Annotated in this window: 17 protein-coding genes and 2 tRNA genes; 5 read left to right on the top strand and 14 right to left on the bottom strand. The window is 29.6% G+C overall.

Translation table 11 applies throughout. The annotated features are described in order from the left end of the window. Positions 1–18: 18 nt before the first annotated feature. From M2325_RS05415 to cobI, 4 genes are all read right to left on the bottom strand, one after another. Positions 19–519, bottom strand: coding sequence for a methanogenesis marker 6 protein (locus M2325_RS05415; RefSeq protein WP_209591075.1), 501 nt, complete (start codon positions 517–519; stop codon positions 19–21). Positions 520–709: 190 nt separating this feature from the next. Beyond that, entirely contained in the window at positions 710–1,840 is a 1,131-nt protein-coding gene (gene cobT, locus M2325_RS05410) for a nicotinate mononucleotide-dependent phosphoribosyltransferase CobT (protein ID WP_209591074.1), read from the bottom strand. Positions 1,841–2,048: 208 nt separating this feature from the next. After that, positions 2,049–3,698 carry a dihydroxy-acid dehydratase gene (gene ilvD / locus M2325_RS05405; RefSeq protein WP_259051957.1) on the bottom strand — a complete coding sequence of 550 codons (1,650 nt, stop codon included), beginning with the start codon at positions 3,696–3,698 and terminating at the stop codon, positions 2,049–2,051. Between the two features lie 133 nt (positions 3,699–3,831). Then, positions 3,832–4,533: a precorrin-2 C(20)-methyltransferase gene (gene cobI, locus M2325_RS05400; RefSeq protein WP_209591073.1), complete on the bottom strand. Its 702-nt coding sequence runs from the start codon at positions 4,531–4,533 to the stop codon at positions 3,832–3,834. Between the two features lie 347 nt (positions 4,534–4,880). Between cobI and M2325_RS05395 the strand changes: the two genes are divergently transcribed. Together M2325_RS05395 and hjc are read left to right on the top strand one after the other, a co-directional pair. After that, positions 4,881–5,981, top strand: coding sequence for a mechanosensitive ion channel family protein (locus M2325_RS05395; protein WP_259051819.1), 1,101 nt, complete (start codon positions 4,881–4,883; stop codon positions 5,979–5,981). 127 nt (positions 5,982–6,108) lie between these two features. After that, on the top strand, positions 6,109–6,507 hold the full coding sequence (gene hjc / locus M2325_RS05390) for a Holliday junction resolvase Hjc (RefSeq protein WP_209591071.1): 399 nt from the start codon (positions 6,109–6,111) through the stop codon (positions 6,505–6,507). 144 nt (positions 6,508–6,651) lie between these two features. Here hjc and M2325_RS05385 read toward each other — a convergent pair whose 3' ends face one another. The 10 genes from M2325_RS05385 to M2325_RS05340 form a co-directional block, all read right to left on the bottom strand. Then, on the bottom strand, positions 6,652–7,074 hold the full coding sequence (locus M2325_RS05385) for a hypothetical protein (protein WP_209591070.1): 423 nt from the start codon (positions 7,072–7,074) through the stop codon (positions 6,652–6,654). A gap of 362 nt (positions 7,075–7,436) precedes the next feature. Then, entirely contained in the window at positions 7,437–7,736 is a 300-nt protein-coding gene (locus M2325_RS05380; RefSeq protein WP_209591069.1) for a DUF2097 domain-containing protein, read from the bottom strand. Between the two features lie 81 nt (positions 7,737–7,817). Then, on the bottom strand, positions 7,818–8,624 hold the full coding sequence (locus M2325_RS05375) for a DUF63 family protein (protein WP_209591068.1): 807 nt from the start codon (positions 8,622–8,624) through the stop codon (positions 7,818–7,820). Positions 8,625–8,802: 178 nt separating this feature from the next. Then, positions 8,803–10,566 (bottom strand): thymidine phosphorylase, encoded by a 1,764-nt coding sequence (locus M2325_RS05370; protein ID WP_245314127.1) that lies wholly within the window; start codon positions 10,564–10,566, stop codon positions 8,803–8,805. A 205-nt stretch (positions 10,567–10,771) separates the two neighbouring features. After that, the gene (gene metG, locus M2325_RS05365) at positions 10,772–12,901 is read right to left on the bottom strand and encodes a methionine--tRNA ligase (RefSeq protein ID WP_259051955.1); all 2,130 of its coding nucleotides are present in this window, start codon (positions 12,899–12,901) and stop codon (positions 10,772–10,774) included. 222 nt (positions 12,902–13,123) lie between these two features. Further along, positions 13,124–13,543: a hypothetical protein gene (locus M2325_RS05360; protein WP_209591067.1), complete on the bottom strand. Its 420-nt coding sequence runs from the start codon at positions 13,541–13,543 to the stop codon at positions 13,124–13,126. A gap of 441 nt (positions 13,544–13,984) precedes the next feature. Then, on the bottom strand, positions 13,985–15,499 hold the full coding sequence (locus tag M2325_RS05355) for an acetyl-CoA carboxylase biotin carboxylase subunit (protein WP_259051816.1): 1,515 nt from the start codon (positions 15,497–15,499) through the stop codon (positions 13,985–13,987). Positions 15,500–15,651: 152 nt separating this feature from the next. Beyond that, on the bottom strand, positions 15,652–17,376 hold the full coding sequence (oadA, locus tag M2325_RS05350; protein WP_209591065.1) for a sodium-extruding oxaloacetate decarboxylase subunit alpha: 1,725 nt from the start codon (positions 17,374–17,376) through the stop codon (positions 15,652–15,654). Positions 17,377–18,013: 637 nt separating this feature from the next. Next, positions 18,014–18,088, bottom strand: a tRNA-Glu gene (locus M2325_RS05345). A 101-nt stretch (positions 18,089–18,189) separates the two neighbouring features. After that, a tRNA-Arg gene (locus M2325_RS05340) sits at positions 18,190–18,264 on the bottom strand. A gap of 445 nt (positions 18,265–18,709) precedes the next feature. On the opposite strand from M2325_RS05340, the gene M2325_RS05335 reads away from it, so the two are divergent. The 3 genes from M2325_RS05335 to M2325_RS05325 all read left to right on the top strand — a co-directional run bounded on the left by M2325_RS05335 (position 18,710) and on the right by M2325_RS05325 (position 20,437). Further along, on the top strand, positions 18,710–19,276 hold the full coding sequence (locus tag M2325_RS05335; protein WP_259051810.1) for a DNA-directed RNA polymerase: 567 nt from the start codon (positions 18,710–18,712) through the stop codon (positions 19,274–19,276). A 323-nt stretch (positions 19,277–19,599) separates the two neighbouring features. Further along, positions 19,600–19,791 carry a transcription elongation factor subunit Spt4 gene (gene spt4 / locus M2325_RS05330; RefSeq protein WP_209591063.1) on the top strand — a complete coding sequence of 64 codons (192 nt, stop codon included), beginning with the start codon at positions 19,600–19,602 and terminating at the stop codon, positions 19,789–19,791. Between the two features lie 130 nt (positions 19,792–19,921). Continuing rightward, entirely contained in the window at positions 19,922–20,437 is a 516-nt protein-coding gene (locus tag M2325_RS05325) for a GTP-dependent dephospho-CoA kinase family protein (protein WP_209591062.1), read from the top strand. Positions 20,438–20,474: the final 37 nt, after the last annotated feature.

Below are 20,474 nucleotides of genomic sequence, written 5' to 3'. Positions count from 1 at the left end.
TTAAAACATTTTTAAAATCTAGTTTTTAGCCTTTTTAGTTTTTGATGCATCATCTGATTTATATTCTTCTGCAATTTTTGCAAAAGAACCCACCGAAACCTTTTCAGACTTTTTAAGGGTTTTATCGTATTCTTCCATAACTTTCTTTTTTAATTCTTGAACATTTTCATAGGTAGATTTTTCAGATTCATACTCATCTAAACCTTCAGATATAGTTTTTAAAGCCCTATGCTCTGCTTCAAGTTGATGGAAACCTTCCCTAGGGCCTCCTTTCCTAAAAGCCCTACATCTACGTTTATCCCATATTGGAAAGCCCCTATCCTTACAAAATATTTTATTTTTTTCCAAATCTCGAACTTTATCTGCTATTTTATCAACTAATTCATCTTCTCCCTCTATAAAAGCACCAAAACAAGTTTCTTTTACGTTAATATCTTCTTCTAAAGAATTTAAGTACCTAAAAAGTTTAGAAGGTGAAGTTTTTGCATCATCTGCAAGCATTATAACTTTTGATTTCATATAGTCACCAAATAAAGTTTTAATAAAATTTTATACTATCGTATTTTAAATTATATTCTTATTTTTAATATAGTTATATGGTTTATCTTATCTATATTATCTAATTATGTAATCCATTTTTAAAATATTATCGCATTTCAATTGATATAAAATGATATATAACCTTAATTAGAATACAATTATATTATAATTACAATATTTCTTTATACCATTCATAATAATATTTTTCAATGTAATTCCTTATATCTTCCGGTTTTAATCCGTTTAAGTAAGCATATGTGGCCATAGCTCCAGCCCCTACTCCTTCTTTGACAGAACCAGAACAATAAGCCCTTAAACCTTCTATGGACGAATTTTCATAGCCAAATGTGGATATGTACGTAGGTATGGCATATATTTGGTTTAATATACCCTGTAAATCAGCATTGTGGTCATTATATACAAATTCTGTAGTACTTATACCTATTAATTCTTTTGTAAGTGTTTCTGGACTTATTTCTTTTATTACGGCAAGAACACCGGCCATTTGTCCACCACCTGCTAATAAAACAGGTATATTTCTCTCAACTAATGAAATACAAATACCTGCATTAATTGCCAACATGTTGTCGCCCACTGCATTTAAGATGTCATAAATAGAAGCTTTAATTTCTTTATTTTTATCTTCGGTTAATGTTCCATACATCATATTCAAACCATTTTGAATAACACTTACTTTTAAGTCTTTAGGGTTTGCAACAGAGCCTGAACTTATTTTATCCTTCACATCATAACCTAAACCAATTAAAACACCCATAGCAGTAGTAGTTCCACCAGGTACACTTTCTCCAAGTATCAATTTGTCACAAGTCAAATTTTTACCAATTAATTTACCCCGTTCTATCAAAAGCTTTGAATTTTTGATACCCTTACCTAAATTTATATCGCCAGTAGGCTCCTTTTCAGCAAGTATATATGGTATTTTAGGTTTTACATTACTACCTGCATCAATGGTAATACAAGGCATATTTAATAAATCTACAACTGCTCGAGTAATTGTAGCTGGACTAGGACAATTTGTAGCGTCTATCGGGGGATGAGATAGAGATATGCTTTTTCCTAATGTTACAAGCTCCATATCCGCTGCAGGTGTATAATCAATCACTTTTGCATTTACTCCAGAAATGGGTATAGTTTTCGTGGTCTCTATTGATGAAATAGTACACGCAAAAAGTGCATTTTTGGTGTTAGTAAATTTTTCAACGAAATTTTCGCTATTGTTTACTTTTAAAATGTTTTCGTTTAAATTATTGAAATTTTCCAAATTTTTTTTATTTTCCATAGTATCCCATAATTTTAATGTAATATCTTGATATTATAAATGGTTATTATAAGTATGAATAAATGATTTAATTTAATTCTATATAAAATAGTTGATTTCAAATTATTGTTTTAAAGTATTTTTTTAAAGTATATTCCTATAAAAAAGAAAAAATTATAATATAAATATATAATAAGATATGTGATAATTTAGTTTAGTATTTTATTAATTATTTTAAAACTGCTCCTTCGTCTGCAGATGAAACTAGCTTAGAGTATCGTTTTAAGTAACCTTTAACGTTTAACTCGGGTTTTTTCCAGTTCTTCAATCTTTTATCTAATTCTGCATCATCTACGAGTAAATCAATAGATTTTTCAATCATATCAATTTTTATAATGTCCCCATTTTCGATTAATGCAATAGGTCCGCCCGCTTGTGCCTCAGGTGAAATATGCCCGATACAAGGTCCTCTACTACCACCGCTAAATCTACCGTCAGTAATTAAAGCTACACTATCATCTAAGCCCATTCCACAAATTGCAGATGTTGGGGAAAGCATTTCTCTCATTCCAGGACCGCCCGCAGGACCTTCATATCTTATAATTACGACATCGCCTTTAACAATTTCATTATTGAATATAGCAGTAATTGCATCTTCTTCTGAATTGTAAACCTTTGCAGGTCCTTCATGTTTGTGCATTTTAGGGCTAACCGCACCGATTTTAACAACACACCCATTTGGAGCAAGATTTCCTTTTAAAACTCTCAAACCTGCGGTTTTGTGAACAGGTTCTTCAACACTTCTTATAACTGTTTTGTCAAAGTGTTTTACTTTTTCAGCTATTTCACGTGTAGTTTCCCCAGAAACGGTTTTAACATCCCTAATAGTGTCTTTTAAAACGTTTAAAACTGCAGGTATGCCTCCAGCCTTATGTAAATCTACCATATAGTGGCATCCACCCGGGCTAATGGACGTAATATGTGGTACAGCATCTGAAAGTCTGTCAAAATCATCTAATGTGATAAATTTCTCGCTTATTTCGTTTGCAATTGCGGGAATGTGTAATGTTGTATTTGTGGAGCCACCTAATGCAAGGTCAACAAGTATGGCATTTTCAAATGCTTCTTTTGTTAAAATGTCAGTAGGTTTTACGTCTTCTTTTACCAAATCTACAACTTTCATACCACTTTTTTTAGCCAATCTAACTTTTAAAGCATCTACTGCAGGAGTTGTGGCACACATTGGGAGTGAAAGACCCAAAGCTTCAGTTAAGCAAGCCATACTGTTTGCAGTGAATAATCCTGCACAGCTACCAGCTCCTGGACAAGCACAATCTTCAATTTCTAAAAGTTCTTTTTCGGTAATTTTTCCAACGTTGTATTCCCCTACGCCTTCAAATACGTTTATCAAGTCGTAGTTTTTACCTTTAAGTTCTCCAGGCATCATTGGGCCACCAGTAACAACTATGAATGGAATATCCAACCTTAAAGCACCCATAATCATTCCAGGTACTATTTTATCGCACGCAGGTATTAAAACTAAACCATCAAAGCCGTGAGCTTTTGCCATACTTTCAACAGTATCCGCAATTAACTCTCTTGATGGTAAGGAGTATTTCATACCCTCATGACCCATAGCAATACCGTCGCAAATCGCCATTGTATTAAACTCAAAAGGAGTACCGCCATTAGCGTAAATACCCTTTTTAACAGCTTCAGAAACCTTATTTAAATCAATATGCCCAGGTACAACCTCGGTAAAGCTGTTTACAACACCAATAAATGGTTTTTCGATTTCTTCATTAGTGTATCCGCAAGCTTTTAATAAACTTCTGTTAGGGGCTCTTGAAACACCTTTTTTAACATTGTCACTTCTCATATTCATCATAACACCGATTATAGTTGATTTAATTCATATTTGGTTACAATTTTATTTTAATAATTTAATAATTTAATTATTAATTAATTTACTTAGATATTTATATCTATCATTTTTAAATCTATCTTATTAATTATTCTTTTATTTTTTTGATAATTGCCAACGAAAGATATTCTTTAACTAAATTAAAATCTATTTCGTCCATTTTTCCAAAATCTATTTTTTGGTTATCACAAGTTACACGATTTACAATACCAATAATGTATTTTTCTTTATTATTCATTAATTCTTTACAATTTTTAAGTTTTTCTTCTAAATCATTGGTTTTCATAATGACTACAGTGTCAAAATGTTCTAGAGTATTTTCTAAATCTTTTCCTTGGGGCAATATTGCTAATTTTTCATCTCCTTCTACGAGGGGAATGTTTAAAGCACTAGCTGCAGCGAAAGGTGATGATATGCCGTTTAAAATCTCTACGTCAATATTATTATCTTTTAATCTATGCCAAACGTATGAGAGGGTACTGTATAATGTTACATCCCCAATAGTAATTATGGAGACTTCATCCTCTGAATTAATAATTTGCTCTGTTGCTTCATCCCAATGTTTTTTCAATAGCGTTTCATCTTTGCACATGGGGAAAAGTAATTCTACAACTTCAGTTTCAGGATTTAAAAATTCTTTAACTATTTCATAAGCTACTGAGGTTTTTCCGTGTTTAGAAATTGGCACAAATAATTTTTTAGTGTTTTTTAAAATTTTTTGAGCTTTTAATGTTATCATATCTTTAGAACCTGGGCCAACACCGATTCCATAAACTTTTTTTACAACCATAACTATCACATAGTACTTATTTTGTTTCTAATTTAGCAAATTTAATAATTTAATAAGTTAATAATAATTTTAAAATTATATTGTAAATTAAATTTAAATCGTATTTTTACATTCTATATAAAAATATACATAGTTTTCTATTTAACCCCTTAATTTTTATATTATATATACAGGCGACTAATAGACTATTGAACAATTTAATCCAATCGATATTCATAAATAAATATTCATAAATATGAACTCTAAAATAATCAATAAATTCATATTGGAATAAAGAAATAAATATATAATACTAAACTTATAAATTATTAAATAAATCTAACCAAAATCGACATTTGTGTGATATTATGGATTATTTGAATTTTATGCTTTTTGGAAATACGATATTTGAGTATGTCATGTTGATAGTGTACATTTTTTTGGGCGTAATTGCCGGAAAAGTCTTAAAAATATTAATTGAAAAATACGCTAAAAAATTAGTGGGAAAAACGAAAACCGTATGGGACGACGTTGTAATTGATGCTGTAAAATTACCACTTATGATTGTAGTATTTGCAATATTCTTTAGATATGGTATGTTAAGTCTTAATTTAACGCCAAATTTAATAACATTGGTAAATGAAAGTGTAAATGTAGTTTATATCTTAGCTTTATTAATATTTACTTTAAAATTTGTTGACGATGTTTTTATCTATTGGATTATTCCAAGGGCTGAAAAATCGGAAAGTAAATTAGATGACCAAATTATACCCCCTGTAAGGAAATTATTGAAAATCTTCATTGTTATCGGGGGTATTTTACTAATGCTAGCCAATTTACAGGTTGACATATCCGCACTACTAGCAGGTATCTGTATAGGTGGTTTGGCAGTAGCATTGGCTTCACAAGATACGCTTGAAAATTTTTTGGGCGGATTAATCATAATTTCCGATAAGACATTTTTAATACACGATTGGATAAAATGGGGCGGTGGAGAAGGTGTCGTTGAAGAAGTGGGTATTAGAAGTACCAAAGTTAGAACTTTTGGGGATACCATTATAACAGTGCCTAATGGTGATTTGGTAAAAACAGAGGTTGAAAACTATTCTGCAAGACGAAAAAGGCAGGTAAAAACCACAATTGGGGTTACTTACAGCACAACACCCGAAAAAATGGTAAAAGCTAAGGAAATTATTAAAGATATATTGGATGAGCATCATGGAGTAGTTGACCCAATCAGAGTTTCATTTACAGAATTTGGAAATTTCTCACTAAATATTAGGGTGGAGTACTTTGTCAGAGAATTTGGTTTTGATTACTTCCTTACAACCGTAGACGAAGTAAATACAAAAATAATGACTAAATTCAGAGACGCAGGAATAGACTTTGCATTCCCTACTCAGACATTACACTTAACAAATGATGACGATGCACTAAATGTTAATTTCATTGGTGAAAGGGAACAATAATTGAAATAAACTAATAAAATAATAAAGTAATATAATAAATAAATACTTAAATCTATTATTTTTTAAAATTATGCGATTATCAATTTATATATTAAAATACTTAAAATTTTAACGGGGCTAAGGTAAGATGGCATATAATAAATATCGAAAAGGTTCAACTTTTGAAAGAGAATTAAAAAAAAATTTAGAAAATAAAGGCTTTGCAGTTATCCGAAGTGCAGGAAGTCACGGTGTTGATTTGGTTGCAGGTAAAAGTGGAAAGCACTTTGTATTTGAGTGTAAATCAACTTCTAAAGAAAAAATGTATATACCTAACGAAGACGTTGAAAAATTAGTTGAATTTTCCGAAATTTTTGGAGGGGAGCCATATCTTGCCGTAAAAATTATGAACAAATGTTTATTTATAAATCCCGATGATATAGCTTCAGCAGGTAAAAATTACGCTTTGGATTATACAAAATTATGTCCTTTATCTAGAGATATTGACGAACTAGTTGGAAAAGATGTTCAAAAAAGATTGATTTAAATAATTTGTAAGTTATGCTATTTTTAAGTTATACTATAACTTATAATATTTTATTTTATAGTTATTTTATGATATATTATAGTATTTTATCGTATTAATATCTTATTTTATATTTTAGTAGTTATTTAATAGATTACTAAACTATTATTCAATTTCCATAGTTGCATTTTCCATTAACATTTTTAAAACTGTAAAACTAATAAATGAAGCTCTTTTAGGTTTAACAATCAATGCGTTATGCGTGTTTTCTTTATGTATTCCTATTAATATGGAAGCAGTCCTTTTTTCATCTGCAGGTAGTATCGCAATTGAAACTCTGCAATCATCCGCAAAACAAGTGCCTACGTCTTGTATTTTATGTAATCTAATCCCATCTTTTTTATATTTCCTATTTATTTCTTCGGATAACACCACACCTTGGTTTAAAAGAGTTATAAATAATGTAGCCGTTTCATCGTCCATAATTGCATTATCTAATAATTCTCCCTCTTCATTTATCAATTTTAGTATGGCATTATCCCCATACGTAATGTCAAGTTTTTTACCTTGTGCACCCATTACTGCCATATTTTCACCTTTCGGGCTTCTTTCATCTCTTCTACAATATATTATATTATCAATTTTTTGCAAGAGTGTTTTTAAATTTTAATACTGTATTTTTATATTTATGAATAATATTAGATGATATTTATTAAATGATATTAACTTGAAAAACATTAATTTGGCATTATTTAGGAGTTTTTTTATTAAGTTATATCTCGTTAAATTTATTATAATAAATATATTGATACCTTATTTAAAAAACTTGTTATTTATTCATAAAAACATATGACTATTAAATTTTTAATATACCCCATTAGCAGTATAAATATTATATGAAGTGCCGATAAACGCAATAAAAAAACTAAAAATAAAATAAAAAAAGAATTTTACAATATGGATATTACAATTCTTTTAGTTTCGGACTCTGGAATATGTACAAATTCCAATAAATCTTCTTCTACATCTTTTAAATCAAACTCTAATAGTCCCATACTATCGTGATGGGTATCTATTCTATAATGAGTATCTGTAATGGATTCAATAGTACCTTCAACATGTGCACGTCCAAAATAAACTTCAACGTAATCATCTTCATCAACATATTTTTTTACGTAATCAACTAATTCATCATAATCCATAGTTCTTTCAATAATTTCCATTCCTTCAATATCTTTTTCATAACTCATATAATCGCCTTTCCATTTTTTCATCAATAATTATTATCTTTACCTATTTAATTATATGATAGTTATTAATCTATTAATCTATTAAACACCCATAATAGTTCTAAATAAGTTTCTAAGACCTGGTGCTAGTCCCAATGATAATACCGCTATTTTTAAAATATTTCTAAGATTTTTATTTTCAACTTCCCTATTGAATAACTCTAATACTAGCACTACTACGATTAGTTTTAAAGGTATCATGGCATAAGGGCCAAGTAAATCCATAAAGAATCTTGGTACCGGGTGTTGTTCCCAATAACCATAAACTGCAATACCCACAGAAGTAGCAGAGGCGTCAACAAGTTGAGAAAATATTGTATACTTATCTAATTTTTCAATTTTTGATTTCTTAATCCTGGTTAGTAATAATATCGATAAAACATAGGATATTGCAAGTATCACTGCTACAAGTGTAAATGCTTCAATATGCACTATTCTTTGAGCAAATTCATATAAAAAATACAATATCGGGATTACCGCCATTACTATAGAGCCTAGGTAATATTTTTTCTTCAATAAAGCTCCCGAAATAATCAAGGAAAGTAAATAGTAAGCCCCAATTAATATCACAATTCCGGGAGTAACTGTATAGACTAATCTCTCAATAACGCCAGCATCAACTAATGCACGCATAAGTGTAATTAATATGATATAGAAGATTGTTACTTTCGCAAATTTCTCATCAATTTCTATTTGGAATCTTTGAGCTATTTTATAAAATAAATAAACCATTACAAATAATAATATCCCGTAAGTAAATTCTTGAACTAGATTGTAGCCTGTTCCTGCTTCTATTGGATAAATATAGTGTTCATATATAAAATTGTCGATAATCTGAATTATATCCATTTTTACACCGAATTAAATTATTATGACACATTATGTACATACCTTATAAAATACTTTTGAAATATTGTTACCTCAGATAAATATGTGTGATATTTCTTTATAATATATTTTAAAAAAAGTAATATATATTATTATATAAATTAAAAATAAATTAAAAATAAAAATATGTATTATCTAATTAGAATTTACTGACTTTTTTGATAATCATACCTTCAACATTCACTGGGTAAATACGTCTTGCTAAAGTAATGGCATTGGTAAGCATTTCTTCAGAATCTGAATAAACGGTATATAATATATCGCCCTTTTTGACATTATTTCCAATTTTAACATTTAACATAATACCCGCTTTTTTATCAAAAGGAGCTCCGGCCTCTTTTACAACATCTATCAATCCTTTGTTTGAAACTTTAGTAATGTAGCCTCTTGTAGGGGAAACGATATCGTAGCTATATTTGGCTATTTTTATATCTTCAGATTTCAAATTGTTTAATTTTTTTAAATATGTTTTTTCAATATTTTGGGCATCAATTTTATTTTTCTTGTCTTTTTTACCTTTTTTACTTAAGTTATCTTTTTTAGCGATATTTTCTGAATTTTCTTCATTTTTATCCTGAGAATCTGAATCAGAATCTAAATCTACACTTAAGTTTAAATTTTCAAATAATTTTTCACTTACGTTATAATTTTCATCAAAGCTTATATTTTCCGAATTTTCACTTTTCGACTTTATTTTCACTTTATTTTCATACTGTTTATAAATTATTTCTCTAAATTTGTCAAGAGCTTTGCCTGAATACAATATTTCTTTTGCAGCTTCCATTCCATCTCCTTTCATTGATGCCCCACTTAGTTCTAAAAGTATACCTGCAATAGATAACGATTTTTCAATTAAACTTTCTGGTGCTTCTTCTGGATGTTCAAGAGCTTCTAATGCTTCTTTCATTTCTAAAGCAGGACCTATTGCTCTACCTAGTGGCTGACCGCCGTATGTAATAATACACTCGACTTTTATTTTCAACAATTCTCCAAGTTCTATAAAACTACTTGCCAATTTCCTTGCTTCGGCTTCTGTTTTTACTTTGGCACCTTCTCCAATAGGTATGTCAATTACTAAACATTTTATACCCATTGCAACTTTTTTGGACATTACACTTGACAACATTAAGCATTTAGGATTAATAGAGAGCCTACTTTCCACATTTATAAACATATCGTCCACTGGTGCTAAACTCATACCTCCTGCCCAAATTAAGCAACCGCTAGTGTCTCTAATTAAGTCCATTATCTCGTTTTTAGTGAGGGTAACGTTTGTTACAACTTCGAGTACATCTGCAGTACCTGCACCACTAGTAATAGCTCGGGATGACGTTTTAGGTATTTTAACACCTGCAGCCGCTACAATAGGAACAACAAGCAACGCATATTTATTTCCAGCAATACCTCCAATACTGTGGACATCTACAACTGTATCTCTACCCCAGTCTAATAAATCACCGGTTGAAGCCATGCTTTTCGTCATATCAACAATTTCGTTCATATTCATATCATTTATATAGCTACCTGCTACAAATGATGATATTTCAGTGTTTGAAAGTCTACTAATCTTTAATTCTGCAATAAGTGTATTTATATCCGTGGTAGAAAGAATTTCCCCGTTAAGCTTCTTTTTAATGATTTTTATGGATTTTGGTACAATAGCCTGTTTTAGTTCTATATCGTGTCCTTCCTCTAATTTTAAAGTAATATGTCTAGTTATGCCCACTTCTCCAGGTTTTACAATAGTGCTTGTAGAGTGTATAACCACAACTAAAGAACTACCTTGTACTTCTAAAAATAGCCTGTCCCCTACTTTATAACCACTTTTCTTTAAATCTTCTTCATTAATTACAACAGAATTTTTTTCGATATCTAAATCAACATATTTTACTTTTAAAATCATTAAATCGCCTTTTAGATTGTATAATTTATGAAATTGTACAATAGGATAGTAAATTTTAGTAAAAATTTCTATAGATATTTATGAATATTGTATTATATTCATTTTTCTATCTAGTTTTTGAAAATAATAAAATAATAATAAAATAATAATAAAATAATATAAAAAAATAAAAATAAAGAAATAAGTTTATTTTATTTCATTTTATTTAGTGAATTTTTGAACCAAGGTCAATATCCCTATCTAAAGTTAATAAACTTACAAGTTTATCGTCTTCAGCAGCTAAAAGCATACCTTGTGATTCAACACCGCATAATTTTGCAGGCTGTAAATTACAGATAACTATGATTTTTTTACCAACTAAATCATCGATTTCGTAGTCTTCTTTTAAACCTGAAACAATTTGTCTTGTTTCTGTTCCAATGTCAACCATAATTTTGTATAACTTTTTTGACCTTTTAACTTCTTCAACTTCAACTATTTTACCGACTCTTAAGTCGATTTTTGCAAAGTCGTCAATACTGATGAGTGTATTTTCTTCGCACATGTTTTCACCATTTTTATTTTTAGTATCTTTTCCTTGACTACTTTTATTTTCATCTTTTTTATTATTATTGTTTTTTCCGTCTTCTTTTTTACTATTTTTATCTTTATTTTTATTTTTCTTTTCTTCCGCTTTTATCAATTTTTCAAGTTTTTTCTTCATCATCGCAATTGATTCATCGCTAATTTTTGAAAATAAAATTTTTGGCTTTTTAAGTTCGTTTCCTCTAACTTCTAAGTCATTTTCTTCATTCATTAAATCCAAGAGTGCAGAAGTTTTTTCAGGCATAAATGGGGATAACAAATAAGTAAGGCTTTTTACAACTTTACAGCAAGTATAAATCACTTGTTTAAGTCTTTCTTCATCTTCAATTGCCCAAGGTTCGTTTGATTGGAAGTATCCGTTTCCTTCTTTTCCTAAAAGGATAATTTCCATAAGCGCATCCTTAAAGTTAAATTTTCTTATCAATTCATCTACTTTAGAAACTGTTTCTTCAGCTTTTAAAAGTAAAGCTTTATCTACATCAAGTAAACCATTTTCATCAACTAAAGGTACTTTATCGAATTTTCTGTTTGCAAATACTAATGAACGGTGTGTAAAGTTACCGATATTATCAATTAATTCAGTATTAACTCTTTTTTGGAATTCATCCCAGGAGAAGTCTGTATCTCTATAAAGTGGTGCATTTGCAAGTAAGAAGTACCTTAAATAATCGGTGTTAAAGTTTTTAACAAAGTCAGAAACCCATACAACCCAATTTTTACTGGTACTCATTTTTCTACCTTCTAATGTAAGGTATCCACCACTTACAACCGCAGTAGGCATTTTATAGCCATTTACTTTATTAATTCCCTCTAACATTCCAGGCCAGAATACCGCATGGTGCACAGTAATATCTTTTCCAATAAAGTGAATTATTTCACTTTCTTTTTTATTTTCGCTTTCTTCATCTTCATTATTTTCTTTATTTTCTTTCCAAAGAATTTCCCATTTATCGCCTAAAGCTTTACTGAATGAAATATAACCTATAGGAGCTTCTAGCCATACATACATTACTTGGTCCTCACAACCCGGAATTGGTACGCCCCATTTTAAGTTCCTTGAAACGTCCCAGTCGTGTAATTCATTAACCCAGTTTAAAGCAAGGTTTTTAACATGTTCAGGCATTTTTTCAGCTGAATTAAGGTATTTAATTAATTCATCTTTTAAAGCGCTTAATTTAAAGAAGTAATGTGTCGACTTTTTTAATTCAGGTGTTGAATTACAATGTACGCAGTACGGTTCTTTTAATTCTGTAGGTTCAAGGTGCCTACCACAAACTTCACAGTGGTCACCTCTTGCTTCACCACCACAAAATGGGCACAATCCTTCTACATATCTATCTGCTAGGTATTTATCACATTTTGGACAGTAAAATTGTTCAATCTCTTTTTCATAGATGTATCCAGCTTCTTTTAATTCTTTGTAGAATTCTTGAGAAGTTTCAATATGTACATCACTATGTGTTTGTCCAAAGTTATCAAATTCTACGTTTAAAGTGTCCAAATCGGCTTTAATCGCATTATGATATCTTGTAACAATATCTAATGGCGTAACCCCTTCTTTTTCGGCAGTAAGGGTAATAGGGACGCCGTGATTATCGGTACCACCAATATGGTAGACCTCTTCACCTTTTAATTTTAAAAATCTTCTATATACATCCGCAGGAATGTATGTACTTCTTGCATGACCCAAATGTAACGGTCCGTTAGTGTATGCCAATGCAGTAGTTAATAAGTTTGCCTTTCTTTGCATTTTTTCCATAATATCACCATATAAGCTTAATAATAATTTACTATACAATCTATTACTATTTTTAATATATATAATTATTAGCCTATGAAATTTAAAATAGTTATTAGGTTTAAAACAGATAATAAATTGAATAATAAAAATAATAAGAAAATAATAATAAAATAATAAAATAATAATAATAAAATAATAAAAGTATATTAAATAAAATAAATAAAAAAGGTATTAACTTACTGTGGCAATATCCCTATAGCCGTGTTCTGACACAATACTTATTTTATCGGCAATATTTGCTTTAATGTCATATATAGTTATCTTTTCGCTTTCTTTTGGTGCAATATATCCACTACTTAGAGTAACAGTGTAATATATTCCATTTTTTAATACAGATAGCTTTTCAATTTCTATAACCGTATTTCCGGTATTTGTAATATTTACTACAAGATTATTGTTATCTCCAGAATCAATTTTAATACTGTTAATCAAGATTTTTTCATGATTTTTTATAATTATATTATCATAGTGTTCATTTTGCGAATTCATAACCTTTTCAAAATTATGGTCTGTTGTTATAAATATCATAGATAAAGAAGCTAATAATATAACAATAAGGCCAGAAATACCTACAACTTGCGAAAATCCCATAGTATCCTCTTAATTCCTTTCCTTTATTTCCTTTTAATATAACGTTATGACATGTTCTTAATATGCCAAAGATACATCAACAATATTATATAATTATAAAATAGCTTTTAAAATATAAAAATTTAATTAAAAAATTATTATAAAATAATTATAAAATAATTATAGATTTTATCAAAATACTCAAAATCTTTAAAAATAAAAAGTGAGTCTGGAGAGATTTGAACTCCCGATCCTCGCCGAGTCAAGGCGATGTCATAGCCAACTAGACCACAGACTCAATACACTAGTTATTAAATGTATTTTAGTTGACAAGATAATAAATCTAATATATATAAAATTTGATATAATATATAAATCTTTCGATATGTAAACTTATTAATATAAAAGTAATTTATCAAAATAAAAATAAAGTAAAATATTAAAATATTAAAATATTAAATTTTACTCGTTTTCTTTAGGGCAATACTGTTTTTTATCTTTATTCTTAAGGGTAGTTATATAGGCACTTAATCCACCTACAAGTGCTACAGTCTTTTTATCGTCCCTAAATACTTTTTCAATGAATCTTTTTTCTTCGTAGGCAATTTCAACTGCATAATCCAATGTTTTATCATGAAGTAATTTTTCATGCTCTGCAATGTAATGTGTTGATAAGTTACCATCTAAGAAATCTTGCTCTTCTAATACTGACTTATGGAATGGTATATTAGATATAATTCCAAATACCATGTATTCAGAAAGCGCCCTTCTCATTCTGACGATTGCTTCTTCTCTATTTTTACCAAAGGTTATTAATTTAGCAACCATTGAGTCATAATACGGAGGAATTTCTGCACCGCCGTACACACCACTATCAAGTCTTACACCCGGTCCACCTGGTGACCTGTAATGTTTGATTTTTCCTGGAGACGGAATGAAGTCGTTTACTGAATCTTCAGCATTAATTCTACACTCTATAGCGTGTCCATTAAATGTTATGTCCTTTTGTTCGTATGGAAGTTTGTTTCCATATGCTATTTTTATCTGTTCTTTGACAATATCTACGCCAGTGATAATTTCCGTGATAGGGTGCTCAACTTGAACACGCGTATTCATCTCTAAGAAATAGAATTCTCCGGCGTTGTATAAGAATTCAACAGTACCTGCACTGTAGTAGTCAATACATTTAGCAGCAATTTTTGCAGCTTCTCCCATTTTTTCTCTTAATTCTGGAGTCATAATTGGAGATGGTGCTTCTTCGATAACTTTTTGATGTCTTCTTTGGATGGAACATTCCCTATCTCCTAAGTGGATGACATTACCGTGTTTATCCGCTAATATCTGTATTTCGATGTGTCTTGGTTTTTCAAGATACTTTTCAATAAAGATTGTCGAATCTCCAAAAGCACTTTGAGCAATGGATTTTGTAGATTGTATGGTGTCAACTAATTCGCTTTCATCGTTGGCAACACTCATTCCTATACCCCCACCACCTGCAGAGGCTTTAATAATTACAGGATATCCAATTTCTTTTGCAATCTTTATTGCTTCTTGTTCGTCTTCAATAGGTTCTTCTCGACCTGGTAATACTGGAACGCCTGCTTTTTTCATGGTTTTTTTAGCATTAATTTTGCTACCCATAAGTTCAATAGCTCTTATAGGTGGTCCGATAAATTCAATGTTTCTATTGTCACACTCTTCGGCAAATTTTGAATTTTCGGATAAAAAACCATATCCCGGGTGAATAGCGTCAACACCAGCTTTTTCAGCAATTTTAAGAATTTTTTCATAATTTAAGTAACTCTTAGAAGCCGGAGCTTCTCCAATACTGTAACATTCGTCAGCAAGGGCAGTATATAATGAATGTTCATCAGCTTCGGAATAAACCGCAACAGTTTTAATATCCAATTCTTTACAGGCTCGGATAATTCTAACTGCTATCTCTCCCCTATTTGCAATAAGAATTTTTTTAAACATGATTTCACACAATTATAGAAAATTAAATAAGAATATATTGTTTTAATTTGAGATTATTATTTTATTATCCAATATATTCTATTTTACTTTAATTTAGTCTATTTTTATTATTAGTTTTACCATTATTTTATAAATTTAAATCAACGTCTTATTTATTTAACAACCATTAAAATATCGCCAACACTAACTGATTGACCTTCGTGTACGATAATTTTTTCAACTTTTCCATCAACAGGGCATTCAACAGGGTTTTCCATTTTCATAGCTTCTAAAGTTACAATTGTGTCGCCTGCTTTTACTTCTGCTCCTTCTTTAACGTTGATTTTAGTAACCATTCCTCTAAACGGTGAATTTACTGCGCCTTCTGTCTGAGAGTCTATTTTTTCTTCTTTAGGCTTATATTCTGTACCGTAAACAGGTTCTACCTTAACTTCGTAAGCTTCACCATCGACCTCTACAACATATTGGGTAGGTATTTCAGAGAATTTTGAAACTTCTTTTTCTTCAGGGATAGGCTCTTCCTTAGCTTCTCCTCTTAAGAATTTAATAGCAACTTGTGGATATAAGGTATAAGTCAATATATCTTCAATTGCATATTTTTCACTTCTGATAAGTCCTTTTTCTTTAGCTTCTTTAGCTCTTTTTTCGTATTCTGGTTCGAGTAAATCTGCAGGTCTACATTCGATTTGTTTTTCGCCGGTTTTTAATACTCTTTTAATTAAGTCCCTATCCATTGGCGCAGGAGCTTTTCCGTAGTATCCTCTAACGTAGTTGGATACCTCGTTTGTGATAATCCTGTATCTTTCCCCGGTTAAAACGTTCATAACAGCTTGTGTACCTACGATTTGAGAGGTAGGTGTTACTAATGGGGGATAACCTAAATCTTTTCTTACGTTCGGTATTTCGTTTAAAACTTCTTCGAACTTATCGATAGCACCTTGCTCTTTCAACTGTGAAACTAAGTTAGATAACATACCGCCTGGAACTTGGTATCTTAAGATTCTAGCGTCAACTCTCTCAGATATTGGGTTTATTAAATATTTGTATTTGTTCCTAATTTCATCAAAATAGTCTCTAATTTCTGTTAAAGCAACTAAATTTAATCCTGTATCATATTCGGTACCTTGTAACGATGCTACCATACTTTCAATAGGTGGTTGTGATGTACCCATCGATAAAGGTGAAATTGCACAGTTTAATATGTCAATGCCTGCTTCAACTGATGTAATGTAAGTCATTGGTGCAATACCTGCAGTACAGTGGCTGTGTAAGTCAATAGGTATTGATACTTCTTCTTTAAGTCTTTTAATTAATTCTTTTGCATCGAATGGAGTTAACAATCCTGCCATATCTTTAATACAAATTGAATCGCATTTAAGTTCTTCGAATTTTTTTGCAAGTTCTATGTATTGTTCGATAGTATGAACAGGGCTCGTAGTATATGATATAGCACCTTGAACAGTAGCACCACAATCAACTGCAACTTTTATTGGGTAATCTAAATTTCTTACGTCATTAAGTGCATCAAATATACGTATGATGTCGATACCATTTTCAACGGATTTTTGTACGAATTTTTCAACGACATCATCTGAATAATGTCTATATCCGACTAAATTCTGACCTCTTAATAACATCTGCAAGGGTGTTTCTGTTATTTTCTTTTTTAATTCTCGTAATCTTTCCCATGGGTCTTCATTTAAAAACCTTATACAAGAATCGAAGGTTGCCCCTCCCCAAACTTCCATTGAATAAAAGCCTATCTCATCCATTTTTTCAGCAATTGGCAACATATCAGCAAGTCTTAATCTGGTTGCCATTAAAGATTGGTGAGCATCTCTAAAAGTAGTGTCTGTTATTTTTACGGTTTTAACCATTTTATCCCTCTAAATATAATCTATTAGTAATAGGATTTAGTCGTCATTAATACAGATAATTAAGTCAAATTTCATTTCGATTAATTAAGTATAAATCAAATTGTAGTACTCAATAATGATATATTTTTAAATATAGTTATGGTTATGAACATATAATAAATGATTTGAACGTTATTATTAATATAATATTTTTATGATTTAAGTTATTATTTCATAATTTCTTATTATGCAAATTACAATTAACGACCAACTGCCTTAGCCCAACTGCCATTAAATAAACCTTCGGTTTATAGCTCGCCAACTACTTTGTCGATGAGCGGACGGCAGTAACAACTTCGTAATAAAATATAATTATTATCTAAATATATAGATTTAATGTATTTCTCTATGGAGTATATTAAATTTTATATTTATAGATTATTGTAAAATCATAAAATTTTTAAAAAAAATGCTAAAACCTAGTTAATTTTTGATTTATTGGTAAAATAAACATTGCTCATCAGATGAAAATTAATTCTAATAATATGTATTATGTCCTATGAATTACAATAATATTAAACTTATAATAAAATATATTATATTAAATAAAAAATAAAATATTTGAATATATCAATTTAAAAATCGTTTATAAAAAAAGTGCTCCAGCCGGGATTTGAACCCGAGTCGCGGGCTCGAAAGGCCCGCATGATTGGCCGGACTACACCACTGGAGCAAGATACTTTATCTTATTCATAGCGTTAGCTAAAAGTCCGTATTTGACATATTAATTTACAATTTATAATAGTTTCATATATATTTTATTTAATTAAAGAGCGGACCCGGAGGGATTCGAACCCCCGATCCCCGGCTTAGAAGGCCGGTGCCGTATCCAGACTAGGCCACGGGCCCATTTTAAAAATCGAACTAATTTCTAATTCGTTAGGGCATCTTGCTTTCTGTTTTACTTCACTAACTCACAAGAGCATACTATAGGATAGCACCCATAGTATATAAATGTTTCGTTGATTTATTTTCCTAAATATTTGAATTATCGGATATTTTTAATTTTCCTTTGACTTCATTTTTCAATATATTTTTAGGTATGTATTTATATATTATAAAATTATTATATAGTTATGATATTACCTGTGCTGTATTATCGATACTGTTTTATATTTAATTAATTAAATTAATTAAAGTTTATTGAATACATTTATTAACTATTAATCTTTAATCTTATATTTCATTATAACTTACTAGATTGTGAATTATAAACTTAAACTACAAATTGACGAATCTCAAAAATAATGCTCTTTATTTTATGCCCAGGCTTTTAGAAGAGAGAGGTGTTTACATGTACAAAATATTAACTATTGAAGATACAATAAGAATTCCTCCAAAAATGTTCGGAAAACCTTTGAAAGAAAATGTTCAAAAGGTTTTAATGGAAAAATACGAAGGAATATTGGACAAAGAACTTGGCTTCATTTTAGCAATTGAAGACATTGACCAGATATCCGAAGGAGATATTATATACGGTGATGGTGCAGCATACCACGATACCACATTTAATATCCTCACTTACGAACCAGAAGTTCACGAAATAATTGAGGGTGAAATTGTTGATATTGTTGAGTTTGGTGCTTTCATAAGACTTGGACCTTTGGATGGTTTAATACACATTTCCCAAGTTATGGATGATTATGTTGCATTTGACCCACAAAGAGAAGCTATTATCGGAAAAGAGACCGGAAAAGTTCTTGAAAAAGGTGACAAGGTAAGAGCAAGAATTGTTGCAGTCAGCTTGAAAGAGGACAGAAAAAGAGGTAGCAAAATAGCTTTAACTATGAGACAACCTGCACTTGGTAAATTAGAATGGCTCGAAGAACAGAAATTAGAAGCAATGGAAAATGCTGAATAAAATGTTAAATTAAATATTAAATTAAATATTAAATTAAATACTAAATTAGTAATAAATAAAATAAAACTAAAATAAAGAATAAAAATAATAAAAATAATAAAGCTAATAATAGAAATTTATATAGTGATTATTTAAAATAATGATTTAACTTTATATTAACTAATGATTTAAATAAATATAAAATTAATTTTTAATATACCTATAGAATTCTATGGATTATTATATCTTATTTTAAATATTTTACTACTAATTATTTTTATCTTTTACAATAATACTTATTAAACTTACCAATACTATCAATAATCAAAATTAGGAGGGCAAACATGGCAAGAAAAGGATTAAAAGCATGTACAAAATGTAATTATATCACTCATGACGATTTTTGTCCAATATGTCAGAATGAAACATCTGAGAATATCAGAGGTTTATTAATTATATTAGACCCGGTACATTCAGAAGTTGCTAAAATAGCTCAAAAAGATATTAAAGGCAAATATGCGTTATCCGTAAAATAATTACTAAAATTGATATATTTTAATATAAATTAATATAAATTAATATACTAAAGCTAATGATAATTAAATAAACTAACCAACCAACGAATAATATATAATATATAAAATATATTAACAATCTTGTGATTTTATGTGTAATTACATAGTAACTGAAGAAGTACAACCTTTACTGAAAAAGCCTTTAGGTAAATTATATCCTAATATTCCTGAAGTCTTTAAAAAAGATATATCTGTATCAGATAATAATTTAATAATTGCAATTGGTGACGTTACTACTAAAAACCTAGTAGAGTATGGGGTAATTCCTAATTTATCAATTTTGGATTTTAAAACTAAGAGGGATATACCGGTAGATATACCTCACACATTTAAAAAAGTATACAATGTTGATAACCCTGCAGGTACTATATCTCAAACATCAATGGAAATAATTAAATACTTATCTGACATAGATGATAGAGAAGTAGCTTTAATAGTTACAGGAGAAGAGGATTTATTAACAATTCCTGTAATAAAATACTTTCCAATAGGTTGCTATATATTCTATGGTCAACCGGATGAAGGAGTAGTAGTTGTTAAGATAACGGAAGAATTAAAACACTATGTTAATGAAATTCTTTTTAAATTTAGAAAAAGTCCTTTTTAATAATATTACTATTAATATTATTATTATTATTATTACA

Origin of the sequence: Methanococcus voltae PS (assembly GCF_024807035.1) — an archaeon.
Lineage (GTDB): Archaea > AGJL01 > Methanococci > Methanococcales > Methanococcaceae > Methanococcus > Methanococcus voltae.
The sequence above is the reverse complement of the archived record's forward strand: the minus strand, read 5'-3'. Positions and strand labels throughout refer to the sequence as shown.

What these genes read in the sequence shown, in the direction of transcription:
- M2325_RS05380 (WP_209591069.1), bottom strand. Translation starts at nt 7,736, where the DNA reads ATGAGTTATGAAAAAGATATTGAAGGAATGGAAATTATTGAAAGAACT.
- M2325_RS05375 (WP_209591068.1), bottom strand. Translation starts at nt 8,624, where the DNA reads ATGGATATAATTCAGATTATCGACAATTTTATATATGAACACTATATT.
- cobI (WP_209591073.1), bottom strand. Translation starts at nt 4,533, where the DNA reads ATGGTTGTAAAAAAAGTTTATGGAATCGGTGTTGGCCCAGGTTCTAAA.
- M2325_RS05325 (WP_209591062.1), top strand. Translation starts at nt 19,922, where the DNA reads ATGTGTAATTACATAGTAACTGAAGAAGTACAACCTTTACTGAAAAAG.
- M2325_RS05395 (WP_259051819.1), top strand. Translation starts at nt 4,881, where the DNA reads ATGGATTATTTGAATTTTATGCTTTTTGGAAATACGATATTTGAGTAT.
- M2325_RS05385 (WP_209591070.1), bottom strand. Translation starts at nt 7,074, where the DNA reads ATGGCAGTAATGGGTGCACAAGGTAAAAAACTTGACATTACGTATGGG.
- M2325_RS05360 (WP_209591067.1), bottom strand. Translation starts at nt 13,543, where the DNA reads ATGGGATTTTCGCAAGTTGTAGGTATTTCTGGCCTTATTGTTATATTA.
- metG (WP_259051955.1), bottom strand. Translation starts at nt 12,901, where the DNA reads ATGCAAAGAAAGGCAAACTTATTAACTACTGCATTGGCATACACTAAC.
- M2325_RS05415 (WP_209591075.1), bottom strand. Translation starts at nt 519, where the DNA reads ATGAAATCAAAAGTTATAATGCTTGCAGATGATGCAAAAACTTCACCT.
- hjc (WP_209591071.1), top strand. Translation starts at nt 6,109, where the DNA reads ATGGCATATAATAAATATCGAAAAGGTTCAACTTTTGAAAGAGAATTA.
- M2325_RS05355 (WP_259051816.1), bottom strand. Translation starts at nt 15,499, where the DNA reads ATGTTTAAAAAAATTCTTATTGCAAATAGGGGAGAGATAGCAGTTAGA.
- M2325_RS05335 (WP_259051810.1), top strand. Translation starts at nt 18,710, where the DNA reads ATGTACAAAATATTAACTATTGAAGATACAATAAGAATTCCTCCAAAA.
- ilvD (WP_259051957.1), bottom strand. Translation starts at nt 3,698, where the DNA reads ATGAGAAGTGACAATGTTAAAAAAGGTGTTTCAAGAGCCCCTAACAGA.
- spt4 (WP_209591063.1), top strand. Translation starts at nt 19,600, where the DNA reads ATGGCAAGAAAAGGATTAAAAGCATGTACAAAATGTAATTATATCACT.
- cobT (WP_209591074.1), bottom strand. Translation starts at nt 1,840, where the DNA reads ATGGAAAATAAAAAAAATTTGGAAAATTTCAATAATTTAAACGAAAAC.
- oadA (WP_209591065.1), bottom strand. Translation starts at nt 17,376, where the DNA reads ATGGTTAAAACCGTAAAAATAACAGACACTACTTTTAGAGATGCTCAC.
- M2325_RS05370 (WP_245314127.1), bottom strand. Translation starts at nt 10,566, where the DNA reads ATGATTTTAAAAGTAAAATATGTTGATTTAGATATCGAAAAAAATTCT.